Source organism: Dyadobacter sp. 22481 (assembly GCF_052044875.1).
GTDB lineage: Bacteria > Bacteroidota > Bacteroidia > Cytophagales > Spirosomataceae > Dyadobacter > Dyadobacter endophyticus.
In genome coordinates this window covers 510701-530615 of record NZ_JBQENV010000003.1, presented here as the reverse complement: position 1 = coordinate 530615, position 19915 = coordinate 510701, and the positions used below count along the sequence as shown (strand labels likewise).

Annotated in this window: 15 protein-coding genes and 1 pseudogene; 7 read left to right on the top strand and 9 right to left on the bottom strand. The window is 46.1% G+C overall.

Going from position 1 to position 19915, the window contains the following annotated elements:
- The first annotated feature begins 100 nt into the window (after window positions 1-100).
- Window positions 101-619 carry a hypothetical protein gene (locus ACTJJJ_RS20970; RefSeq protein WP_440702929.1) on the top strand — a complete coding sequence of 173 codons (519 nt, stop codon included), beginning with the start codon at window positions 101-103 and terminating at the stop codon, window positions 617-619.
- A 258-nt stretch (window positions 620-877) separates the two neighbouring features.
- Here the strand turns inward: ACTJJJ_RS20970 and ACTJJJ_RS20965 are convergent, their stop codons facing one another.
- Window positions 878-1774, bottom strand: a complete 897-nt coding sequence (locus ACTJJJ_RS20965; RefSeq protein ID WP_440702928.1) for an NmrA family NAD(P)-binding protein — start codon at window positions 1772-1774, stop codon at window positions 878-880.
- An 82-nt stretch (window positions 1775-1856) separates the two neighbouring features.
- Here ACTJJJ_RS20965 and ACTJJJ_RS20960 point away from each other — a divergent pair, with 82 nt between their 5' ends.
- On the top strand, window positions 1857-2255 hold the full coding sequence (locus tag ACTJJJ_RS20960; protein ID WP_440702927.1) for a winged helix-turn-helix transcriptional regulator: 399 nt from the start codon (window positions 1857-1859) through the stop codon (window positions 2253-2255).
- Between the two features lie 219 nt (window positions 2256-2474).
- Here the strand turns inward: ACTJJJ_RS20960 and ACTJJJ_RS20955 are convergent, their stop codons facing one another.
- The 3 genes from ACTJJJ_RS20955 to ACTJJJ_RS20945 all read right to left on the bottom strand — a co-directional run bounded on the left by ACTJJJ_RS20955 (window position 2475) and on the right by ACTJJJ_RS20945 (window position 4649).
- Window positions 2475-2975 (bottom strand): hypothetical protein, encoded by a 501-nt coding sequence (locus ACTJJJ_RS20955; protein WP_440702926.1) that lies wholly within the window; start codon window positions 2973-2975, stop codon window positions 2475-2477.
- Window positions 2976-2986: 11 nt separating this feature from the next.
- Window positions 2987-4249: a C10 family peptidase gene (locus tag ACTJJJ_RS20950; RefSeq protein WP_440702925.1), complete on the bottom strand. Its 1263-nt coding sequence runs from the start codon at window positions 4247-4249 to the stop codon at window positions 2987-2989.
- Window positions 4250-4364: 115 nt separating this feature from the next.
- Window positions 4365-4649, bottom strand: a complete 285-nt coding sequence (locus ACTJJJ_RS20945; RefSeq protein ID WP_440702924.1) for a helix-turn-helix transcriptional regulator — start codon at window positions 4647-4649, stop codon at window positions 4365-4367.
- Between the two features lie 612 nt (window positions 4650-5261).
- Here ACTJJJ_RS20945 and ACTJJJ_RS20940 point away from each other — a divergent pair.
- The 3 genes from ACTJJJ_RS20940 (at window position 5262) to ACTJJJ_RS20930 (ending at window position 9026) form a co-directional block, all read left to right on the top strand.
- Entirely contained in the window at window positions 5262-5459 is a 198-nt protein-coding gene (locus ACTJJJ_RS20940) for a hypothetical protein (RefSeq protein WP_426295652.1), read from the top strand.
- 301 nt (window positions 5460-5760) lie between these two features.
- Window positions 5761-6990 carry an alpha/beta fold hydrolase gene (locus ACTJJJ_RS20935; RefSeq protein WP_440702923.1) on the top strand — a complete coding sequence of 410 codons (1230 nt, stop codon included), beginning with the start codon at window positions 5761-5763 and terminating at the stop codon, window positions 6988-6990.
- A gap of 302 nt (window positions 6991-7292) precedes the next feature.
- Window positions 7293-9026 (top strand): serine hydrolase domain-containing protein, encoded by a 1734-nt coding sequence (locus ACTJJJ_RS20930; protein WP_440702922.1) that lies wholly within the window; start codon window positions 7293-7295, stop codon window positions 9024-9026.
- Window positions 9027-9245: 219 nt separating this feature from the next.
- Here the strand turns inward: ACTJJJ_RS20930 and ACTJJJ_RS20925 are convergent, their stop codons facing one another.
- From ACTJJJ_RS20925 to ACTJJJ_RS20915, 3 genes are all read right to left on the bottom strand, one after another.
- A complete protein-coding gene (locus tag ACTJJJ_RS20925) occupies window positions 9246-13178 on the bottom strand; it encodes an FG-GAP-like repeat-containing protein (RefSeq protein WP_440702921.1) in 3933 nt (1310 codons plus the stop codon).
- Window positions 13179-13330: 152 nt separating this feature from the next.
- Window positions 13331-14059 carry a LytR/AlgR family response regulator transcription factor gene (locus ACTJJJ_RS20920; RefSeq protein WP_440702920.1) on the bottom strand — a complete coding sequence of 243 codons (729 nt, stop codon included), beginning with the start codon at window positions 14057-14059 and terminating at the stop codon, window positions 13331-13333.
- The gene (locus tag ACTJJJ_RS20915; RefSeq protein WP_426295647.1) at window positions 14052-15761 is read right to left on the bottom strand and encodes a histidine kinase; all 1710 of its coding nucleotides are present in this window, start codon (window positions 15759-15761) and stop codon (window positions 14052-14054) included. The genes ACTJJJ_RS20920 and ACTJJJ_RS20915 overlap by 8 nt, the downstream gene beginning before the upstream one ends.
- A 627-nt stretch (window positions 15762-16388) precedes the next feature.
- Between ACTJJJ_RS20915 and ACTJJJ_RS20910 the strand changes: the two genes are divergently transcribed.
- Entirely contained in the window at window positions 16389-16829 is a 441-nt protein-coding gene (locus ACTJJJ_RS20910; RefSeq protein ID WP_188938357.1) for a zinc-binding dehydrogenase, read from the top strand.
- Window positions 16830-17002: 173 nt separating this feature from the next.
- Window positions 17003-18196, top strand: a complete 1194-nt coding sequence (locus tag ACTJJJ_RS20905) for a S8 family peptidase (protein WP_440702919.1) — start codon at window positions 17003-17005, stop codon at window positions 18194-18196.
- A gap of 192 nt (window positions 18197-18388) precedes the next feature.
- On the opposite strand, the pseudogene ACTJJJ_RS20900 reads toward ACTJJJ_RS20905, so the two are convergent.
- Together ACTJJJ_RS20900 and ACTJJJ_RS20895 are read right to left on the bottom strand one after the other, a co-directional pair.
- Window positions 18389-18766: pseudogene (locus ACTJJJ_RS20900) on the bottom strand (aldo/keto reductase); the annotation flags it as partial.
- A gap of 244 nt (window positions 18767-19010) precedes the next feature.
- Window positions 19011-19865 (bottom strand): AraC family transcriptional regulator, encoded by an 855-nt coding sequence (locus ACTJJJ_RS20895; protein WP_440702918.1) that lies wholly within the window; start codon window positions 19863-19865, stop codon window positions 19011-19013.
- Window positions 19866-19915 lie beyond the last annotated feature (50 nt).

Sequence of the window (19915 nt, the reverse complement as noted above, 5' to 3'; positions counted from 1 at the left end):
CGGTGACAATATAATTACCAACACAATGTGCATTCCTTTTAAGAGAATAATTGAACGTTTCCTTTTCTTTATCTTTATTGCAACGGTCAGTTCTCTGATTATGAGTTGCGCTCCAACTCGGCAAACTCCAAAAATACTGGACGAGGATGTCCCGAAGGTAAACCTGGCCTATCAGATCCAGCGTATCGAGATCGTCGACAACAGAAGAAATGTCTCGGGGGCTGAAATGAAAATCCCGACCTTGTCGACTCCGAAAAGCTATACCAAGCATTCCCCGGCCGTTACAGTCGAGCATCGACAAGAAATAGAGGGTTTTTGCAGGAATAACATCAATGGCTCTGGGCCATCCGTACAGGCGATCGTTATTTTGGTTGATGCTTACAAGGAGTTTTCCGCTACTGCGATGACCGAAAGAGAAAGGGGCCATGTTAAGATGGAGGTCACTTTGTATGATCTGGCGACGGATAAACAGCTTATTTCTTGCGAATCTACGGCTGACTTCGGTGTGGAATCGAGAGATGCGAACCAGGAGAAAATGGAGAAAATCTACCGATATTCGCTTCGGCAGGCGATTTACAAATGCTTCAAATCTATTGCGATGAGCAGTGAAAAGGAATAAATACAGCGGAATATTCGGAACTTGGCTTTGATACAAAGTCGGTGCTAAACTTGCCAGAAATGACAAAATTAGGGTAGGGGAGATCTTTTGTAAATGGCAATCCCGAAGTTCAAATCCTTTTGTTTCCATATTCTAGGATCACTTAGGGAATGTTCAACGAAGAGCCGCCAAAACGTCGATTGCTGATTTTGCCAAAAAATCAGCAATCATCCTAGTTAAGACGCTCGTTTGTGGGTTTGTCTTGGCTCGTCGCACGGGCTAATTTACATGGCCATAAGCCAATGCAAACTCGTCGGAAAATTTCTGAAAGCTGGTCCTGCCAACCGACAAATGTTTGTGCTTGCGAAAATCTTCTGAAAAACTGCCATCCCTAAGTGCTATGCCGATCTCGACCATATAGACCTTCGCCATTGGCTCCGAAAAACCATTTTGCATTAAGGCATTCAGAAGCTGTTCATCGGAAAACTCGATCCATTTTACGCCGGTTTTCCCGACGGCTTCACCCAGTAAACCAGCAATTTCAAATCCGGTTCTTTCGTCGCTGACGATGTACTGCACCTTCTTTCCTGAAAAAGTCATTTGGTCGATTGCCTGGAACGCCGCCTCAGCGATATCGCGGGGATGTGTGAGGGATAGGCTGACAGACCCGCCAAAATTATTCCCGAGCATACCCTGGTATTTAATCATTGGTATGGCGCCATAAAAGTTGGTCATGAACATCCCTGGCCGCAGATGGAGGACATTTACGCCAACCAACTCATTTAATTTTTGTTCGACTTGAAAGTTTGATCCCGTTGGCCCAAGACCATTCTGTATGTGCGACCCGACGCTGCTTAAATTAACTGCCAATTTAACCCCGGTTTCCTCAATAGCTTTGGCATATTGTTCCCCAACAGCTTTGATATACTCTTTCGGGTCGGTTGTGGTGAAACTAGGTGGGATCATCAGGTACACTGCATCGCTTCCCGTAAAGGATTGCCTGATAAATTCATAATCTTCGACCGAACCTATCGAAGCCGCCGCGCCAAGTTTCTTTATTTCTTCCGCCCGATCCGGGTTAGAACTGACGACGTTTACTTCATGCCCGTTTGCCACCAATTTTTCTGTAAGGGGACGGCTTATGTTTCCCAGCGAACCTGTTAATGTTACTTTCATTTTTCCTGTTTTTAAAATGTTTGGGCAAAACTAGATTTGAGCTTACTTTTGTACAAGTACTTACCCAATGGTATGTTCAAATATGGCAGAGATCAAAGACACATCGGTTATCCAGGAAAATAAGAGCAATGCTTTTGCGGCTTGCCCTGTAACATTCGTCATGGAGCGGATCGGAGGATATTGGAAACCGATCATCTTATTCAACTTACTTGGAGGTACGAAGCGATACCACGAACTAAGAAAATCGATTCCAGGTATTACAGAGAAGGTTTTGATACAACAGTTGAAGCAACTGGAAGCAAGTAGTTTGGTCGTTAGGAAGTCGAAGCCTGTTATCCCGCCGTATGTGACTTATGAACTTTCCGAGGAAGGGAAAGCATTATATCCCGTTTTGTTTGCCATGGCTGAATGGGCGGTCGACCATGGTCAGCTGCAATCTGCCCAGTTCAGGAAACAGATGGAAGATTTTCCAAAAAAATAATTCCATCACCATTTTTCATCGAGCGTTAAAACAATTTTACAATGAATTCTTCCTTTATATGTTCATCTAATAATCTGATCACGGGCACCTACTTTTTGTATTTGCAAACGGCTGGGCCGGCATCCGGGGAAGAGAAACAGGCACTGCAATTTATCAAGCAATGGCAAGAAGCTTGTGAACCGTAGTTAATAGCAAAGGTATCAAGTCCATATTGATAGGCTAAGGGTAAACGATCTCAAATGTGGGTTCTCCATCAGCGGTTTGCCAGACAAGCTTTTTATTATGCCAAATTTTTTCGGGGATGACATTAGTTGGGTCTGAGTTATATTTAGTTCTGATCGTGTCTAACTCAACATCGTCACCAAGTTGTAACAATGTCTTTGTTTCTGTGGCATTATGGCCGCCATCCATTAGAACTTGGAGATAGTAATAACCATTGACGGGATGTTTCAGCAAACGATAGCCACCCGAGGCATCTAAATTGGCATTGCTATAAAGCTTTTTTTCTCCTCCAACCAAATAGTATATCTTGAACGTTTTAATACCATTCGTATTTTCGGGATTCAGCAAGTCTATGCCCTGCGTGTTTTTTACTCTGACATTCACATTTTGTATGACCACAACCCCAGTCGGTGGCACATTGTCTTCAATGTCTTCCTTGCAGCCGCCGAGTGTTAAACCAAGGCAAGCCATCGCTGAGTAAATCATTAACCTTTTCATAAGCATTGATTTTAGGGACGAATGTAAACGTCCATTTTCTTGTTGTAATTAAAATTTTTCCCGTTCGGTGTATAGCTTGCATAGAAACCGTTGTGGACCCCATCCCAACCCCAATTCATGTGAAAATAGGGTTCGCCCCATCCGGAGGTGCAATTATAATATTGAATATACGCATCTGCTACCCAGGAATGCCCGTTTGCAATTGCACTATTGTATCCATGCAATATAACCGGTCGCGAATAATTTCCAATCTCATTCATGATAGTAGAGCTGTTGAAATTGGCGAAAGTGGCGCCAGAATTATAGCCAAAAGTATTCACGAACGCATTTCGTACCGATGTTGGCACAACACTTGATCCTGCGCAGGTGTAGGTTGTAGAGACGCTGTTCGCGAGGGCTCTCATCAAACGATTTGTCTCAGGCTGCCATGTTCCCATTGCGCTCCAGTCAAAGCTATTCGGAAAACGATGATAGTTCATGACTTGGGCCATCGCTGTTGGAATGCAGCCTGTGTAGGCATTGTCACATATGATCGTGCAACCCGACATGGGCGGCATTTGCGCGGTATAGCCACATCCTTGTCCCCAGTTTGTTGTCAGCAATGGCGCGGCGTAGATCTGAGCCTCTTCGCACGGAGGGTCGATTGGATCATCCATTGTTCTTGCCCCGGATTTGATAAGCTCGTCGAGTGCGGATGCATCGCCGAATCTTGCCCATTCCCGCGCAACCTTTGGATCTTCTGGGGCATTTTCATTCCGAAGTTTTTGTATTGACGCCTGATAGATTCCCATAGTTTCTTTTATACCAGCAGGCAATTCACTGTCTACGGGGAAATCATTTGTTTCCGAGAAGGCGATTATGGGCATCATTTTTTTCTCTGCTGATATAACGGTAAATCCACCCCCCTGATAGTTGATTACATAATAGAGTATTTTGTTATCTGAATCTTTAAAAGGGTTGATTTTTTTTACCGTTTTTTCTTTGTTGCCGGTGCGGGCATTTTTAACGTCACCTTTGGCCGATACGACGGAAATAAATGCGTCGAAATTTTTTGCTACCGTTAAAGCTGTTTTTGGTGTTATTTCGCCTGCTTGCCCCGAATCGTTTGGATAAACCGAGTTTTCCGATTGGTTACACGATGCAGCAAAGAGTATTAATGTGAAGAGAAATAAATGTATTTTTTTTATGAATGCATGAATCAGGTGTTTATTGTAAATGACAAAGGTTGTGATACAACAAGAAACGAGCAATCTGATAAGCATCAGGCTTCTCACTATCTGTGGTTTGTTGGGATTAAGCTTAAAGATATATGGATAGGTTCGTCGTGACAGCAACTGTTATTGAAGTTCCGGTTCGAAATTCTCTGATGCCGCCAAAACGTATATGCAATTATTGCAAATCTCTCTGCACGCTAGCCAAAGATTTTACTGTCCAAAGGTAAAGCAATCGACGAAATTCGGTTTTTCCACTCACTTCTAGTTTGCGAATGATATTCTTTCGGTGTCGTTTAGCCGTTTCAAAAGCGATGTTTAACGAATCAGCGATTTCCTTACAAGAGTAATCATTGAGGGTCATTAGCAGTATCTTGCGTTCTTGGGAAGTTAATTGTGCAAGCGCAGGAACGTCATTAGGTGAAGGTAAATTAAACCGGGGCATTAAAGAACTGATACTCATGCTATTAAATATTGGATGTCTGTTAATAAAGTGAAATAGCACGCTTTAGATTCATTGGTTTCATGCTATCAAAAGAATTATTTTAAACTTAATGTGTTTTAACGCATATCATTAAAAATAGTTCTACAAAGCAAATTTACAAATGCGCAAATGGCAATTACCCCTAAGGGGCAGTTTAGGTGCAGTTTGGGGTCAGAACAAAAATCTGGAAAAAATGACATCGTTTGCTTTTTCTTGAGAATAGTTAAATAAAGCCTCATTACTATTTAAAAACAGCTTTTTTTGATTATTTCATGGATACGAATGAGTCTTTTGCGGGTATAAAAGCTAACTGCCATTCTTGGTGGCCTGACAAAAAGCAGGAATTGTAGTATGATTAAGGTTTATCCTATTCTTAATAGACTGGTACATTTCCTTTCTCCAAGCTCTCGCTTATCAAGACGGCAACGTAAGGCGTTGCTTTGGTTCTTGTCGCTACCCCTAAAACACCCCCAACTTGCCCCTTTCGGGTGATTGAAACCCGATGCAGAGAGCCTCAACTTTGTCCTCCATATAGTGCCTGCCAACGCTTGCACTGAAGACATTTTCCAATTTTTCCGCGAAGCCTTGCGTATGAATCATCTTTATCGATGGCTGGCCCTGGGTTGGCTAGCTACTACCTCCTATTTTGGCCTGGCACAGACCCCCACGGCTAATTACATCATCAGCCGAACCTATAAGCAGGCTGGCATTACCGAAGATCCGGCCGGTGCCAACTTTACTGCTACGGCCAGCTATGCCTGCTCTGGAAGTGGATCTCGGTTCACCTGACCTGGCCAATGGGCTTTATGTAATTAAAGTGACTTCAAAGGAGGGAGAAAAGCGGTTTAAGGTTGTGAAGGAGTAAGCCTGAACGCCGTCCATTTACTCCATGTAAACAGCGGCGTCGTGTCTCCTTTTGGGTAAGGCTTCACAAAAGGTTCATTTTCGCACAAGAAAGGTTGTTTTCGCACAAAAGGGACGAATCGAGATGTATTAAGTGGCTGACTGAGAGCAAGGTGCTTGTTGGTACATTTCTTTTACCAACATATGGATAAATCTTAATTTAGAGATTATCTTTTAAATACCAGCCATGAAAAAATTATGTTTTTTAACAGGGTTGCTGTGCCTTTCCATTTTGGCAAAAGGGCAGTCCGTTCCGCAGCCCATCGTAATGGGGCAAGTGGATACGGTATACTCTGAGGTCCTGAAAGAAAAAAGGCCGATTTTAATTTATTCCCCGAGTTATGATTCTGTTTATTTCAGCAAGCCAGCATATCCAGTAGTTTATGTATTGGATGGCGACGCATATTTCGCCTCGCTGGTAACCATGATACAGCAACTTAGTGTTCATAATGGCAATACTATATTTCCTCAAATGGTGATTGTGGGTGTTCCTAATCTACCAGGCAAAAGGAATCGCGACCTTACCCCTTCTCCCAGTACTATGGATCCTGCCTCTGGTGGCGGAGAGGCATTTACTACGTTTTTGGAAAAAGAACTAATACCTTACGTGGATGAGCACTACGCCACCGCACCGTATCGCACGTTGATCGGGCATTCATTGGGTGGCCTTATGGTATTAAACACCTTATTAAAGCATCCTTCACTATTCAACGCCTATGTCGCCTTAGACCCCAGTATGTCTTACGACCACGGTAACCTGCTCAAACAAACCAGGCAGCTTTTGCGTCAACAGAGCTGGAAGCAACAGAGCCTATTTTTAGGTATTGCTAACACGATGAACGCTGATATGGATACCGTACAGGTTAGATCAGATACTACTGCAATTACTTTTCACATAAGATCGATATTGATGCTAAAAGATAACTTGGCACAAGCCGCGGCTAACGGATTGCGTTGGCGTTACAAATATTATGCTGACGACGACCATGCCTCGATACCCCTGATAGCAGAATATGATGCTCTACGCTTCATTTTTAACAGCAACCGTTTTCCACTAAATCAACCACAGAACCAATATTTGGATAGAGCTTATTCTGTTGTACAATTGAAAAAAAATATGGATGCGCATTACGGTCTCGTTTCAAAAGAGCGGGGCTACCAGGTGAAACCCCCTGAGCCGTTGATGAACCAATTAGGATATTCCTTCTTGCAGCAGAAAGATTTTGAAAGGGCCTTTTTTTTCTTTGAGACCAACGTACAGTATTACCCAAATAGCTTTAATGTTTATGATGGCATGGGTGATTATTTCTTAGCCATTGGTAAAAAGCCCCAGGCAATAGATTATTTTAAGCGGGCATTAAAATTGAAGAACACTTCGGAGATAAGAGATAAACTTCAAAAATTAAGTTTAGAATAAGCTGACACCATACAGCCTGTTTTGAACTCTCAATTGATTTCATCTTCACCGGTCTTTTGAATGATTAGCAAAGCAAATTTTGGATCGGTCGCCATTTGCAATTCCGGGTCAAATATCTCACGGACATCCTGTTTACTCTGCGAGTAATTGCGCTATCCCACCCTTGATCGGCCAAGCGCGGCATTTACATTTCATTAACCTTCTTTTACAGCTCATTAACAGACGATAGGATAGAAACTTTTTAGCTTTGCGATCCACCGCTGTGGCTGAAATCATTGAAAAACATTCCAACCAAACCATCCATGAAAAACAAACGCCTCTTTCTAATCCTTTCCTTTCTAGTAGTTGTATTTCACGTCCATGCGGATGATCTGGACGATTTTATCCGGGGCCAAATGCAGAAACGGCGTATTCCCGGTTTATCGCTGGCTATCATCCAGGACGGAAAAATCCTGAAGGCTCAGGCATATGGATTTATTGATAAGGATGGAAAAGTGCCTGTCACGACGAATACCTTGTTTCAGGCGGGTTCTGTTAGTAAATCGGTTGCGGCTATGGGCGCTCTATATTTGGTTGAACAGAATAAACTTTTTCTGGATGAGAATGTTAACGTCAAACTTAAAAGTTGGAAAGTGCCTGATAATGAATTTACAAATGAGAAAAAGGTTACACTGCGCGGCATACTCAGCCATACCACCGGTCTTACCGTGCACGGATTCCCGGGATACGCTGTGGGCTCGAAGATCCCCTCGGTAGTTCAGATTCTGGATGGGACAGCCCCAGCCAATACACCACCGGTTCGGGTAGACTTTGTTCCGGGCTCCCGTTGGAGGTATTCAGGTGGCGGTTATACCGCCATGCAACAACTGATGGTGGATGTGACCGGTGCTGGTTTCCCGGAATTCATGCAAAGGAATGTGCTTTCGCCATTGGGTATGAAAAACAGTACCTACCAACAGCCTTTACCTCCGGAACTGGCAAAATTGACGGCAACCGGTCACTACAACAATCGAAGTTTAGTCGAAGGTCGCTGGCACATTTATCCTGAGATGGCAGCAGCGGGACTGTGGACTACGCCGTCCGATCTGGCTCGATTCGCGATCAGTATTCAGAATGCCTATGCTGGAAAATCAGGAAGTGTATTATCCCAGTCCATGACCCGCCAGATGCTGACAGATCAGAAAAACAGGGATGGACTTGGCGTTTTTCTGCAGGGTGACAGTACTACGCTCCGCTTCGGTCATAATGGGCGCGACGAGGGTTTTGATGCGTTACTTACCGCTAGTGTGGACAAAGGAAAAGGCATTGTGATCATGATCAATGCGAATGATAACTCCCATATGATGGGCAGGATTGTTGACTTTATCGCTGACTATTACCACTGGGATGGATTTCCTGTGAAGAGTAAACCGGCCGCGGTAGATGTGGATGCCAAAAGCTTAACGGCTTTCGAAGGGCGATATGAATTATTTAATAATCGAATGGTCACTTTTGAGGCTGAGAGTCAGCGACTCTTTACCCTGGAAGATGGTTTTGTTGATGAAGAATTTGTACCCGTCGCTCCTAATAAGTTTACATCGACTGACCGCAATGTTTCTGTGATCTTTATTACCGACGCCAATAAAAATGTGACTGGCTTCACGCTTCAAGACAATGATCAACACTATGAGCGAACAGTACCGCGCATCGGGCCGCTTGCCTATCAAACCAATGCCGATCCTGATCCGTCACGCACACCCAAAATCATGACGGCTTTGCAGGCTATGGTAAAAGGAGGTAAAATGTTAGAAGAAGCATCTAGCCTCACTTTGGGAGCCAAACGCGATTTCGCAGGAGGAATGCGAGAGCCGGAAACTTTGAAATCATTAACTTTTATTCATTCAGAAAACGTCGCGGGCCGGGGAATTAAACGCCATGAAAGCGACGTTAGCGAAATAGTAACTTACCAATTGAAATCCAATCTGCCGGACACCTACATACTCGTCCATCTGACCTCCGACGGCCTGGTTACGGATTGCGATCTCGTTGAAAAATAATAACTAATGGAATTACCCGGCTTGCAATTGTGAGTGAACGAGTCGCATCGTTTCGCTACAATTGCAAGCCTTCCCGCGAAACCACCCTATTCTCAAGCAAATCACATAAAATCTCAAGTTTTACTGACAACCATTTTTGACAAGCCGCTATACTTTTGTTTCGTGATCGGTGCAAGTTTTATGCAACTACCATAGGATATACCAGCTACAAATCTCGTGTTACCTGATGACCGTGAATTTCGAATTATAGACCTTACCGTCGTCGTGAACAAGTCTGATCAGGTAAATACCACTGGCCAGCGTCGATACATTTAGTTCGCCGTGCTGCACCTGACTGGCATTGTACATGATATTTCCATTGGTACTAATGATCTGAATATTCCTTACCTGGTTCCACTTAAAGCCATCTTCCAGTTTCAGGTTAAGCTTGTCTACAACGGGGTTTGGATAAACGGTTAGTTTAAATGCGGTCTTCTTTACTTCTTCCCGCGGCGCTTCGAAGAACTCGGACGCAGCCACTCTGGCAGACGGTACATTTTTGTTTAGAACACCCAAATTATGGTTTTGTAAATAAATCCATGGACCGTAAGTCTGTCCGTTATGGCGGTCGGCCGACCAATATTCCACCCTGACCCGGACCCTGGTGTAGCGCGCTATTTTGGCAACCACAGCTTTCAGCTCTACACCGGCAGGGCCAATGTTGGTGTAGGACTCAGTACCTGTTTTGCCTACATAATTGGTAATGGAAGATCCGCTGCTGAATGGTACGCCCTGCGGTTTTGTTTCCCATATTAATCTTGCATAAGCTGTTCCACCGGCAGGCCGAACGAAAAGGCCGACACCAAAGTTGGTAGCCAGATTGTTGGAAGCACTGATCCGGGAGGTTAGATCGGAATTGTAAAGCCGGAGCGTGTTATCTCGTTTGCCTGCGCCATTTCCCAGATACGCAAATGCTGAATTACCATAAGTACACCCAACAATAAGGTCGCTGTAACCATCGCCATTGACATCGCCCGATGCCGAGACACTGAAACCAAACCCGTTGACAGATCCACTAATGGTATTTGAATAAACCAGACCAGCCGGGCTGCCTTTGTAAATTCGGACAGTCTTACTGTCGGAGGCGCCGATCACCACGTCATTGTATCCGTCGCGGTTAATATCACCCGCACTGACGCCTACCCCAAAATATTCGCCGGAAGCACCCAGGAACGGGGTGTAATTGCTGCTTGAAATACCGGATGGACTTCCTTTGTATAGATAGGCACCACCAGCCAGTGAATAAGAGCTTGATGCACCAACCATGACATCACCGTACCCGTCGCCGTTCACATCTCCCGCATTTACAATCCGCATACCGAAGCCGTTTGCCCCGGAGGGTGGGAAAATGACTGTCGATGGAACATTGGACAAGCCGGCGGCGCTGCCCAGGTATACATAGCCCATTTCAGGAAAGGTCTGTGCAGCGACCTCGTGGCAGGCTGCCACCATTACATCGGCATAACCGTCGCCGTTGATGTCTCCTATTCCCCCGGCACCACGACCAAAGTTTGTGTCCGGCCGGGTGAGTGTGGTTGTGGGCGTGGTGGCGACACCAGATGCAGATCCCATGTAAACATATGCTTTGGAAACTGTGCCTGATCCGACAATCACATCATCGTAACCGTCCGCATTGATGTCACCCGCACCAGCAACGATAAACCCAAAGCGTGCTTCGCCGGTTCTTTGCAACGTCGCGCCTAGTACCAGCTGTCCCTGTGCGTTTCCATGCAGGATATAGGCTTTCGCGGCATTGAGTGTGCCCACAATGATATCGCTGAAACCGTCGCCGTTCACATCTCCGGCGCGGGCAAGACTAAACCCGTAGTAGTCGGATTGCACATACGTACCTGCCACAGACGACGTGTTGAAAGCCAGCCCGCTGGCGCTGCCGAGATAGAGGTAGACAAAGCCATAACTCGAGCTGTTGTGGCTGGCTCCTACAACTACATCACCATATCCGTCGCCATTCACATCTCCCGCATGAGCCAGACTGTACCCAAAGTCGCCAGTACCGGTCAAAAACGTTGCCGGCGATGTGACCATGACTGGGCTGCCCAGGTAAATATAGGCGGAGCCGGTGTTGGACGAAGTACCCGACGCGCCGATAATGGCATCACTGTAACCATCTCCATTGATGTCTCCCGCAGCAGCGACGCTGACACCAAAATAGCTGTAATACACAGATCCCTGGAAAGTCTGGCTGGGTGCAGCAGGTAATCCCAATGAGCTGCCCTGGAAAAGATAAGCGGAGCCTGCATAAGTGCCGGTGCCGCTCGCACCCACCATAATATCTGCATAGCCATCACCATTGACGTCGCCAACGCCGGCAACACTTACGCCCCCGTAACCGGATAAGCTTTTTACCGGCGACGTCTGCGTTCCGGCGGCGCTGCCTTTGTACACATAAGCCGCATTGTTCGCGTAGGCACCCACGATCACTTCACAGTACCCGTCGCCATCCACATCTCCCGCACCCGACACGCTCAGGCCATAAGATGTATTAAATGCAGGGCTGGTCAATGTGGATGCGACTGACGCATTCATGCCATCCACATTTCCGTGGTAAACATAGGCTTTGTTCGCTTCGCTTGCCCCGACGATCATGTCTCCGAAAACGTCCCCGTTTACATCACCTGCACCAGCGACGCTGCGCCCGAAGCGACCATTGGCAACCGTACCGGCCAGAATATAATCCGGTGTCTGAGAAATCCCTGTGGACTTGCCCAGATGCACCGTCGCACGGCCGGTACCGGCATTGAAATTGGGTGCACCGACTATAATGTCACTATATGCATCCGCATTTAGATCGATCGCGGATACGCTGATACCCAGCGAACTGCCAGCTGCCCCGGTTAATATGGTAGCTGGCGTGGCATTGATTCCGGTGGCAGTTCCGTAATAGATGTAGGCTGCACCGGCGTTGTTTGCATATTGATAGGCACCCACAATCACATCGCCTCGCCCATCCCCATTCACGTCACCTGCACTTGCCACAGCGTAGCCGAAATAACTGTTTGCCGGTCCGTTCAACACCCTGGCCGCGCTGGTGGATAATCCCGTCGCGCTGCCCATATAGATGTACGCTGCACCCGCATTGGCGGCCAGCCCGTAAGCGCCTACGATTATATCTCCATAGCCGTCCGCATTCACATCGCCCGCGCTGGCCACGCTGCACCCGAAACTGGCATTGGCCGACGGGCCGGTTAATGTAGTATTGGCGGTGGTAGAAAGCGGATCGATGGTCACAGGATAAGCTGCATCGGCAACCGCCACGACCAGACTAAAATCTTGATGATTACCCGTTTCCATTTTTGCAGCGAGGATATTTCCATTAGCGTCCCAGGCCTTGATGTCCTTGTAAATCACTTTGGTAGCTAGGTCTCCTTCGGCATTTTTCAATGCAAATTGAAGCTCGTTTTGATCCGTCTGGTTAACGGTCCACTCTTCCGAAAAACCCATTTCAACCCGAAGTTCTTTGGCATTTGCGGAAGGTTTATTTTTTACAATAAAATTTTGCCGCACACCATCTTCCCGGTTCTGGTACTGCACGACCAGCTGGTTATGGTGAGTAAATGTAACTTCATTCGTGTCGGTAGCAACCTTTGAATTGGGGTCATTTGAAATGGCCAGTACACCGTCCGCATACAAGCCCTCCACGGTCATATTCAGTTTCCAATTTTGCCGTGAAGAGTCTTTTGAAACGCCGTTTCCTCGTTTTTCAAGCTCCTGGCGATCCGGCATATTCGACAATGCAAAACCGCCGGATCTATACACGGCCTGCATTTTCTGTTTTGGATTAATGCTATTGACGCTGTCACCCGAGGGTGCCACAAAGTAACTTTTACGCTCCATCTCGCCGATTACCTTTTTGTACCAGTCGCCGCCTTTCAGTGTTTCAATATCCTCACCTGATTCCCCTTTACTGACATTCGACAATTTAGTCTGGCCGGGAAATGCAGGAAGTTTAGGTTTAAATACAGCATATGGGGCGATTTGACTACCGGGTTGAACAGTGGTGATTTTACCAGCCGGCAAAAATGTGCGGCGGATACCGGAAGCAATCAAAAGCGATGCGAGTATGCAGGCCGTCCAGGTAATGTTCCGTTTCATGACGATGATTTAGTTTAGACCTTGTGATTTAGATTCAATGCAAGGTAAACCGGCCCGAAATCAGTTTTCCGGGCTTTGAGCAGATGGCATACTATTCCTAGAATCCGGTGCGGTTTGTCCGGAAACTGGTCGGTCAGAAAACTAATATGGTGCTATAATGCAGCCAGTTTTTGAAGAAATTCGGCTTTGCGGCGTCTGGAAACCTCTATTTGTTCCCCATTGGTCAGGATCACATATTCTTCCAGGCCAGGGTGGAAGTATTCGACATAATGCAAGTTGATCAGATGAGACTGGTGTACCCTGAAAAAATTGGAAGGTACCAGTATTTCCTCATACTCCTTCAATGTCTTTGCGACCACTATTTCGGGCTTTCCGTCAATGTGAAAACGGCAGTAATTACTATCGGCTTCCACCCGGATAATGCTGGGGATGCTGGCAGCCAGCAGACCTTTGCTGGTAGGTAAAAGCAACTTCTGAGGCAGCGGCAGGTCTTTCTTTACAACTTCCGCACGCAAAAGCTGTAATCGCTGAGCCGCCTTTTCGATGGCTTCACCCAATTCCCGCAGACTGATCGGTTTCAATAAATAGTCGACAGCTTCGGTTTTGAGCGCCTGTAATGCATACTGATCGTAGGCGGTTGTAAAAATGACCGCGCAACTCCTGTTTGGAATAGCATCAACTACCTGTATACCATTGAAATAGGGCATTTCGACATCTATAAAAAGCACGTCTGGCTGATGCTGCTCAATCATTTCAGCTGCTTTGCGACTATCGGTCGTGGAGCCGGCAACAGATACTTTTGCGGAAAACCGGGCTTTCAGCATGGCGGCTAGTGTGTCAATGCAATGCTGCTCGTCGTCGATAATCAGGCAGTTAATCATGTTTTTGCAGAAGTGGTAAAGTGAGCAGGACGGTCGTGCCGGTAGCCTCGTTACCGTCGAATTTATCGATAATTTCCACAGAAGATCGCCCATTGGAATCCTTTTTCAGCCATTCGATCCTTTGACTTGAAATATTCATCGCCAGCGATTTTTTCTGAATACCATCCACCTTTATCTCCGCCGATTTTGCTCTCCCGATGCCATCGTCCTCGATGCGGCAAATTAGGTTTTCTGCTGTTTTTTCTATGACGATGTCGAGCTGGCCGTGCCCGTCTTTCTGGCTTAAACCATGCCAGATCGCGTTTTCAATGTATGGTTGCAGCAGTAGCGGCGGTATCAGTGTCGATTCGGTATCAATGTTTTCGGCCACGGAAATGGTATAGTCAAATTTTTGATTATTGCGCCGCTGTTCCATTTCTACGTAAAGCCTGAGGGACGCAAGTTCGTCGGTCAGTTTTACGGATTCGTAAAGCGAATTTTCCAGTACCAGCCGGATCAGTCGAGCAAATTTCGTCAGATACTCGGATGCGTCTTCCTGCCGGTTTTCCCAAATATACTTTTGAATGGAATTTAATGAATTGAAAATGAAATGCGGGTTCATCTGGCTGCGCAAGGCCTTCATTTCCAATGTAGTTTTTAGATTTTGAAGTACAGTTTTACTACGAAGCTGCCGAATGTAATACACAACCCCAAACACAAAGATAAGGCCGAGTATGAGTGTGATGAGCAACATTTTATTGCGGAATGAGGCCTCTATTTCAAGATCTTTGATCTGATTTTCCTTTTGCAGCAATCGGATCTTTTCCTCTTTTCTGGAAGTCTGATACTCTGTCTGGAGTTTGGCCAGTTCGGTTTGCGTATTATTCGTTTTGATCGAATCATTGAGCGCAATAAAGTTCTTTTGAAGTTCGAAAGCCTGCTTATATTGTCCCAACCGTTGTTTTACGGCAATATGTAATCGGAGCGCCTCCAATTCATAGACCTTCACGTCTATTTTTTTGGTAAAGCCTTGCAACAAATTCAAATGCCTGTCGGCGTCGGCGTAGTTATTTTGGGCCGTATCCAGTGAAGCGTATGTCAGCAGGCAATTGACAAGTTCAGTGCCCGGTTCCTTTTTTAACAGATAATCGAGACCTTCCTGCAACGCAACTTTCGCAGCCGCGTAGTTTTTTTCGGCCATCAGCACCCGGGCTTGCTTGATCCCGATCGCATTGATCACCGCATCGTCATTCAGTTTTACTGCGATAGCCTTAGCCTTTTTTAAAAAGTACCGGACGGAATCCAGATTCTCCGTGTTTGAATAGTAGTCCGTCAGATTGAAGTATGTCACTAACTTGTAGTAATCGTTTTTTCCCAGATAGGGTAGGGCCTGCAAGGTGTAGTAGATTGCCAATCTGTTATCATCCAGCTGGTTATACGTTAGTCCGATATTTACCAGCGCGCCGACAATGCTGGCCGAATCTTTGATCAGCATACTTTGTCTTACCGCAAGCCGGTAGTTTTTGATGGCGTTTTCATACTCGTTTAGGGCTGCATAGCTGCTCGCAATGGTAGTTGTAGCTTTGATCTTCCGGCTATCCTTGTCAGACAATGGTTCAACCGCTTTTTTAAGTTCATGAATATACTTGATAAGGGAGTCTTTCTTGTTGAGTGCCTGATAGTTGTAGGACAGCGATTGTAACAGGTATAATTTCTTTTTCAACGGGATATTCCGGTATGCAGACAGCGATTTCCGGAAATAAATGGCTGCGCTATCCGGGCGGCTCTCATCATACGCATTACCCAGATATTGATATAAAATAGGGCTTAATGTGTCCTTTTTTGATTTTTTAGCAAATCCGAGCGCAATGTGGCACCATTCAGGGACCCGGTTGTGGGCCTGTGCATTGATTGAATCGCTTATTATTTTTTTTAGGTAAAATGCTTTTTCTCCGTCTGTGCGGAGTTTGTAAAATGGTGCCGGAAATCGATTACTGGTCTGTCCCAGCACTATATACGTGGGGCACAGTAGTATTAGAAACAGTGCAAAACTTTTAATCATTTGCCCACTTTAAAGCATCGAGAGGAAAGGTTCTTATGACAAGTGGAACGAAACCCTGATCTACTCAACGGGACTGTGAAGTCGTGATTGCCTAAATCTCCCACAGCGTTTAGCTATGACTGTTGAGAGTTTCTGAGAACCTACCGGAAGAAAGTGACTTATCTCAGTAAATTTACGGAACCTTAGACTTGTCAACCAGTTACTTCGTGCAATGATTAGAATTCACAGCGGCCCCGGGTTTTGACTTTATCAAACGGTTTTCAGAACTAATTAACGTTCCGGTGAGGGATAATTTCCTGGAAATCCGCGACGGCATCTGGAGAAGGTATTGCGTTAGTGGGGAGCCTGGGCGCAGATCAGGTAATAGATTACAAATCACAAGACATTACGGCCTTGGTCAAGGATGTCGACCTGGTGGCGGATTGTGCCGGTGGTGAGTCTCAACATAAACTCTTCGAAGTGTTAAGGCCAGGAGGTAAACTATTCAGTATAGTAACCCCACCGTCCGCTGAATTGGCTGAAAAATACCAGGTTGACGCACGTTTTATCCGTTCGAATATCACAGCGAACAGCTTGACCGCGGGTTTGGAATTGGTTAAGGAGGGTAAACTCCGCCCGATCGTTTCAAAAACATTCAGCTTAGAGGAAGCCGCGCAAGCCCAGGATTACGTGTCGGCTGGTGGCGTCAACGGCAAGGTTGTTCTTGTGGTGTCTGAATTTGGACTTTAATCTGCAAGCATAACATGCAAACTAAGAAAGTTGGATTCGGAAATTTTTAGAAATCATTACACGTTCAGGATCTTTTTTGCGTATTACTATCTGAAATAAACCAACTGCGACACGCATGGTATAAATGTACGTTTCTACTGGAATTTGATTTTTAACCTGATCCGTACATTTACATGTTGCGATACCTGTCTTTATCAGCCACTAATGTTGTTCTGTTCGGTTTTGCGCTTTTAGGGTGTCAGACCGACGATGACTTGGAGCCTGAGTATTCTGCCGATTGCCTGGTGGCAGCCTCTGCGAATAGCGGTCAGGTCGTTGCCGGGGCTTATATTGTCACTTACCAACCCGCACAAACATTACCGAAATCGGCCACTGCCCGGTTAGCCGCAGCGGAATCAATCGCCGAGCAGTTTTTAAATGGCAAAGAAATAGCCAATGCACAGGCAGAGGTGCTCGTAGCAGGCGACCAAACCACATTCCTGGCGCATTTGACAGAGGCGGAGTCAAAGACGCTGAAACAGGATCCGGCTGTAACGATTGTGGAACCGGACAGGATCATGTCTGTTTGTAGCTGTGTCGACCTCGCCAATACATCCACTCTGACCTGGAATGTCTCTCAAACAGGATACGGCCGCGGGGATTTGCAGACAACCAAAACCGCCTGGATCATCGATACCGGTATTGATCTTGACCACCCGGATTTGAATGTAGACGCCGGGCGTAGCAGATCGTTTATCAGCGGACAAACCTCTGCGGACGATGAAAATGGCCACGGCACGCACGTAGCGGGAATAATCGGTGCTGTCAATAATACCATTGGCATTACAGGAATAGCTTCCGGAGCCACGCTGGTTGCACTGCGGGTTTTAGACGATGAGGGAGAGGGCAGACTTTCGGGGATTATTCAGGCAGTGAACTATGTGATACAGAATGGTCATGCGGGCGATGTCGTTAATCTGAGCCTGGGCGGGGAAGGTACATCCACGACGCTTGAACGGACGATTATTCAGGCGGCCAATGGCGGTATATTGTTTGCGATCGCGGCCGGAAATGATGGTAAGGATGTCGCAAATTATTCTCCAGCGCGGGTTAACCATGCCAATGTTTTTACGGTTTCGGCAATGGATCAGAACAACCGTTTTGCATCTTTTTCAAATTACGGAAGCAGTGTTGATATCTGTGCATATGGTGTGCGCATCAGATCGACGTATTCGGGTGGGCGTTATGCCACTTTGAGCGGTACTTCTATGGCTGCCCCGCACGTTGCGGGTTTTTTGCTGATACGAGGCGCCAACTTGCCAACGCACGGCACGGTATCCGGCGACCGTGATGCTGTATCAGATCCCATGTTAGGAGCGATCCAGTAAATTTTAATCGGATACATAAAGTCCAAGCGGGGAAGATTTTTGATTCCTCCCTGCTTGGACTTGTTGCGTACTATGAGCTCGCTAATGATGGCTTGCTGATCCCCGGATTCTCATTTTGATGTAACTGGGGTTTTTGATGACTTTCGCCACGAATGCCGCCATGCTTTTTCTTGAAATGGCTGTACCCAGCCTGATACCTAACTCTTCCCGTAGCGGGATAATTTCATCTTCCGGCTTGCGGAACCAGAGTGAATATTCGTTTTGCAGCTCAGAAACGGGTTGCACGGCATGGGCCTTGCGGATCGTGTTAGCGCCTGCTTCCGACAGTCCGAAATATTTCACTTTTCCTTCTGTGATCAGGTCTTTGACAGTACCTGCTACATCTTCGATAGGTACATTCGGGTCGACACGATGCTGATATAACAGATCAATGTAATCTGTCCCCAACCGTTTGAGGCTTCCTTCGATCGCCGTGTAGAAAAAAGTGATTCCTTTCTCGACAGCTGCCCGTAGTAGGGAGATGGAGTCTTCTTTACTGATACTGTGACCGTATGAAAAACTCAAACCCATACACCCCAAACCTATCGCAGATACCTCTAATCCGTTGCTAGCTAATTTTCAAGTTTTCATATTGATGCTTGTCATTCTGTTAATGCCTTTCAAATTCCAAATTGATAACACAAATTTCAGGCTTATCCCGCAGATGGGACTTACATAGATTACGGGTATGTCTACCAATATTGCCGGCACGGCAATATTTTCAATCAAAAGGGCTTAGCCGCTATGGAAGCGCCCTGATGAGAATTTAATGATGCTATCTTATTTTGGCCTGCTTCAATTTCCCGCGGTATTTTTCACGGAATATTCTGGGCGCGCTGCCTTTACATTTCTTAAACGCACGGTTGAAATAGCTGAGGCTTTCAAATCCGGATTCAAATGCCACCAGGTTGATGGGGTGTTCCGTGGCGGCCAGCAGCTGTGCAGCCGCTTCCATTCTGTAATGTAAGACGATATCAAAAAGGGTCTTACCCGTCATTTTTTTGAAATATCGACAGAACGACGTAGGCGTCAATCCAACCAATTCTGCCACAGTTTCCAGTTCGATCTGTTCCCGGAAGTGATTAATGATATAGCCGAATACCAAATTAAACCGTTGGTGGTCCTCATAAACAGCGTAGGTGGCAGTCAAGGTCCGATGGGGTGATTCGGACAGCCGCAGTAAGAGATTCAGTAATTGGGGTATCCGGTATGCGGGGGCAACTTCATCAAATTTACCGAACAGGTCTTCTACCTGTGAGGCATGGAAGACAATTCCTCCTTTCGAAAAATCCAATAACCGCATCACTCCCTCAAATTCTGGCCATTTAGTTAAATTCTGATTCCACAATTCGCCATTGAACTGTATGACATAAGCTTCTACATCCCTGCCGTCTTTTTCGGGGTGATTGATCCAGCAGTGTGCCAGGTCGGGGCCGAGGAGCACGCAATCACCGGGGCCGAATGGCTCAACCCCCATTCCTACATATCTCATCCCGCTACCGCTTTTGATATAAGTTACTTCGTATTCCGGGTGGAAGTGAAATGGAGCATCAAATACAGGGAGAGTTATCCTTTTGTAAATCAAAGATTCACCGCTCCCAGCTCTGACATGTTCGAAAACCGCCTTCATTTATCGCAATTGATAAGATTTGTTATAAAAAAAGGCAATATAAGTCAAGT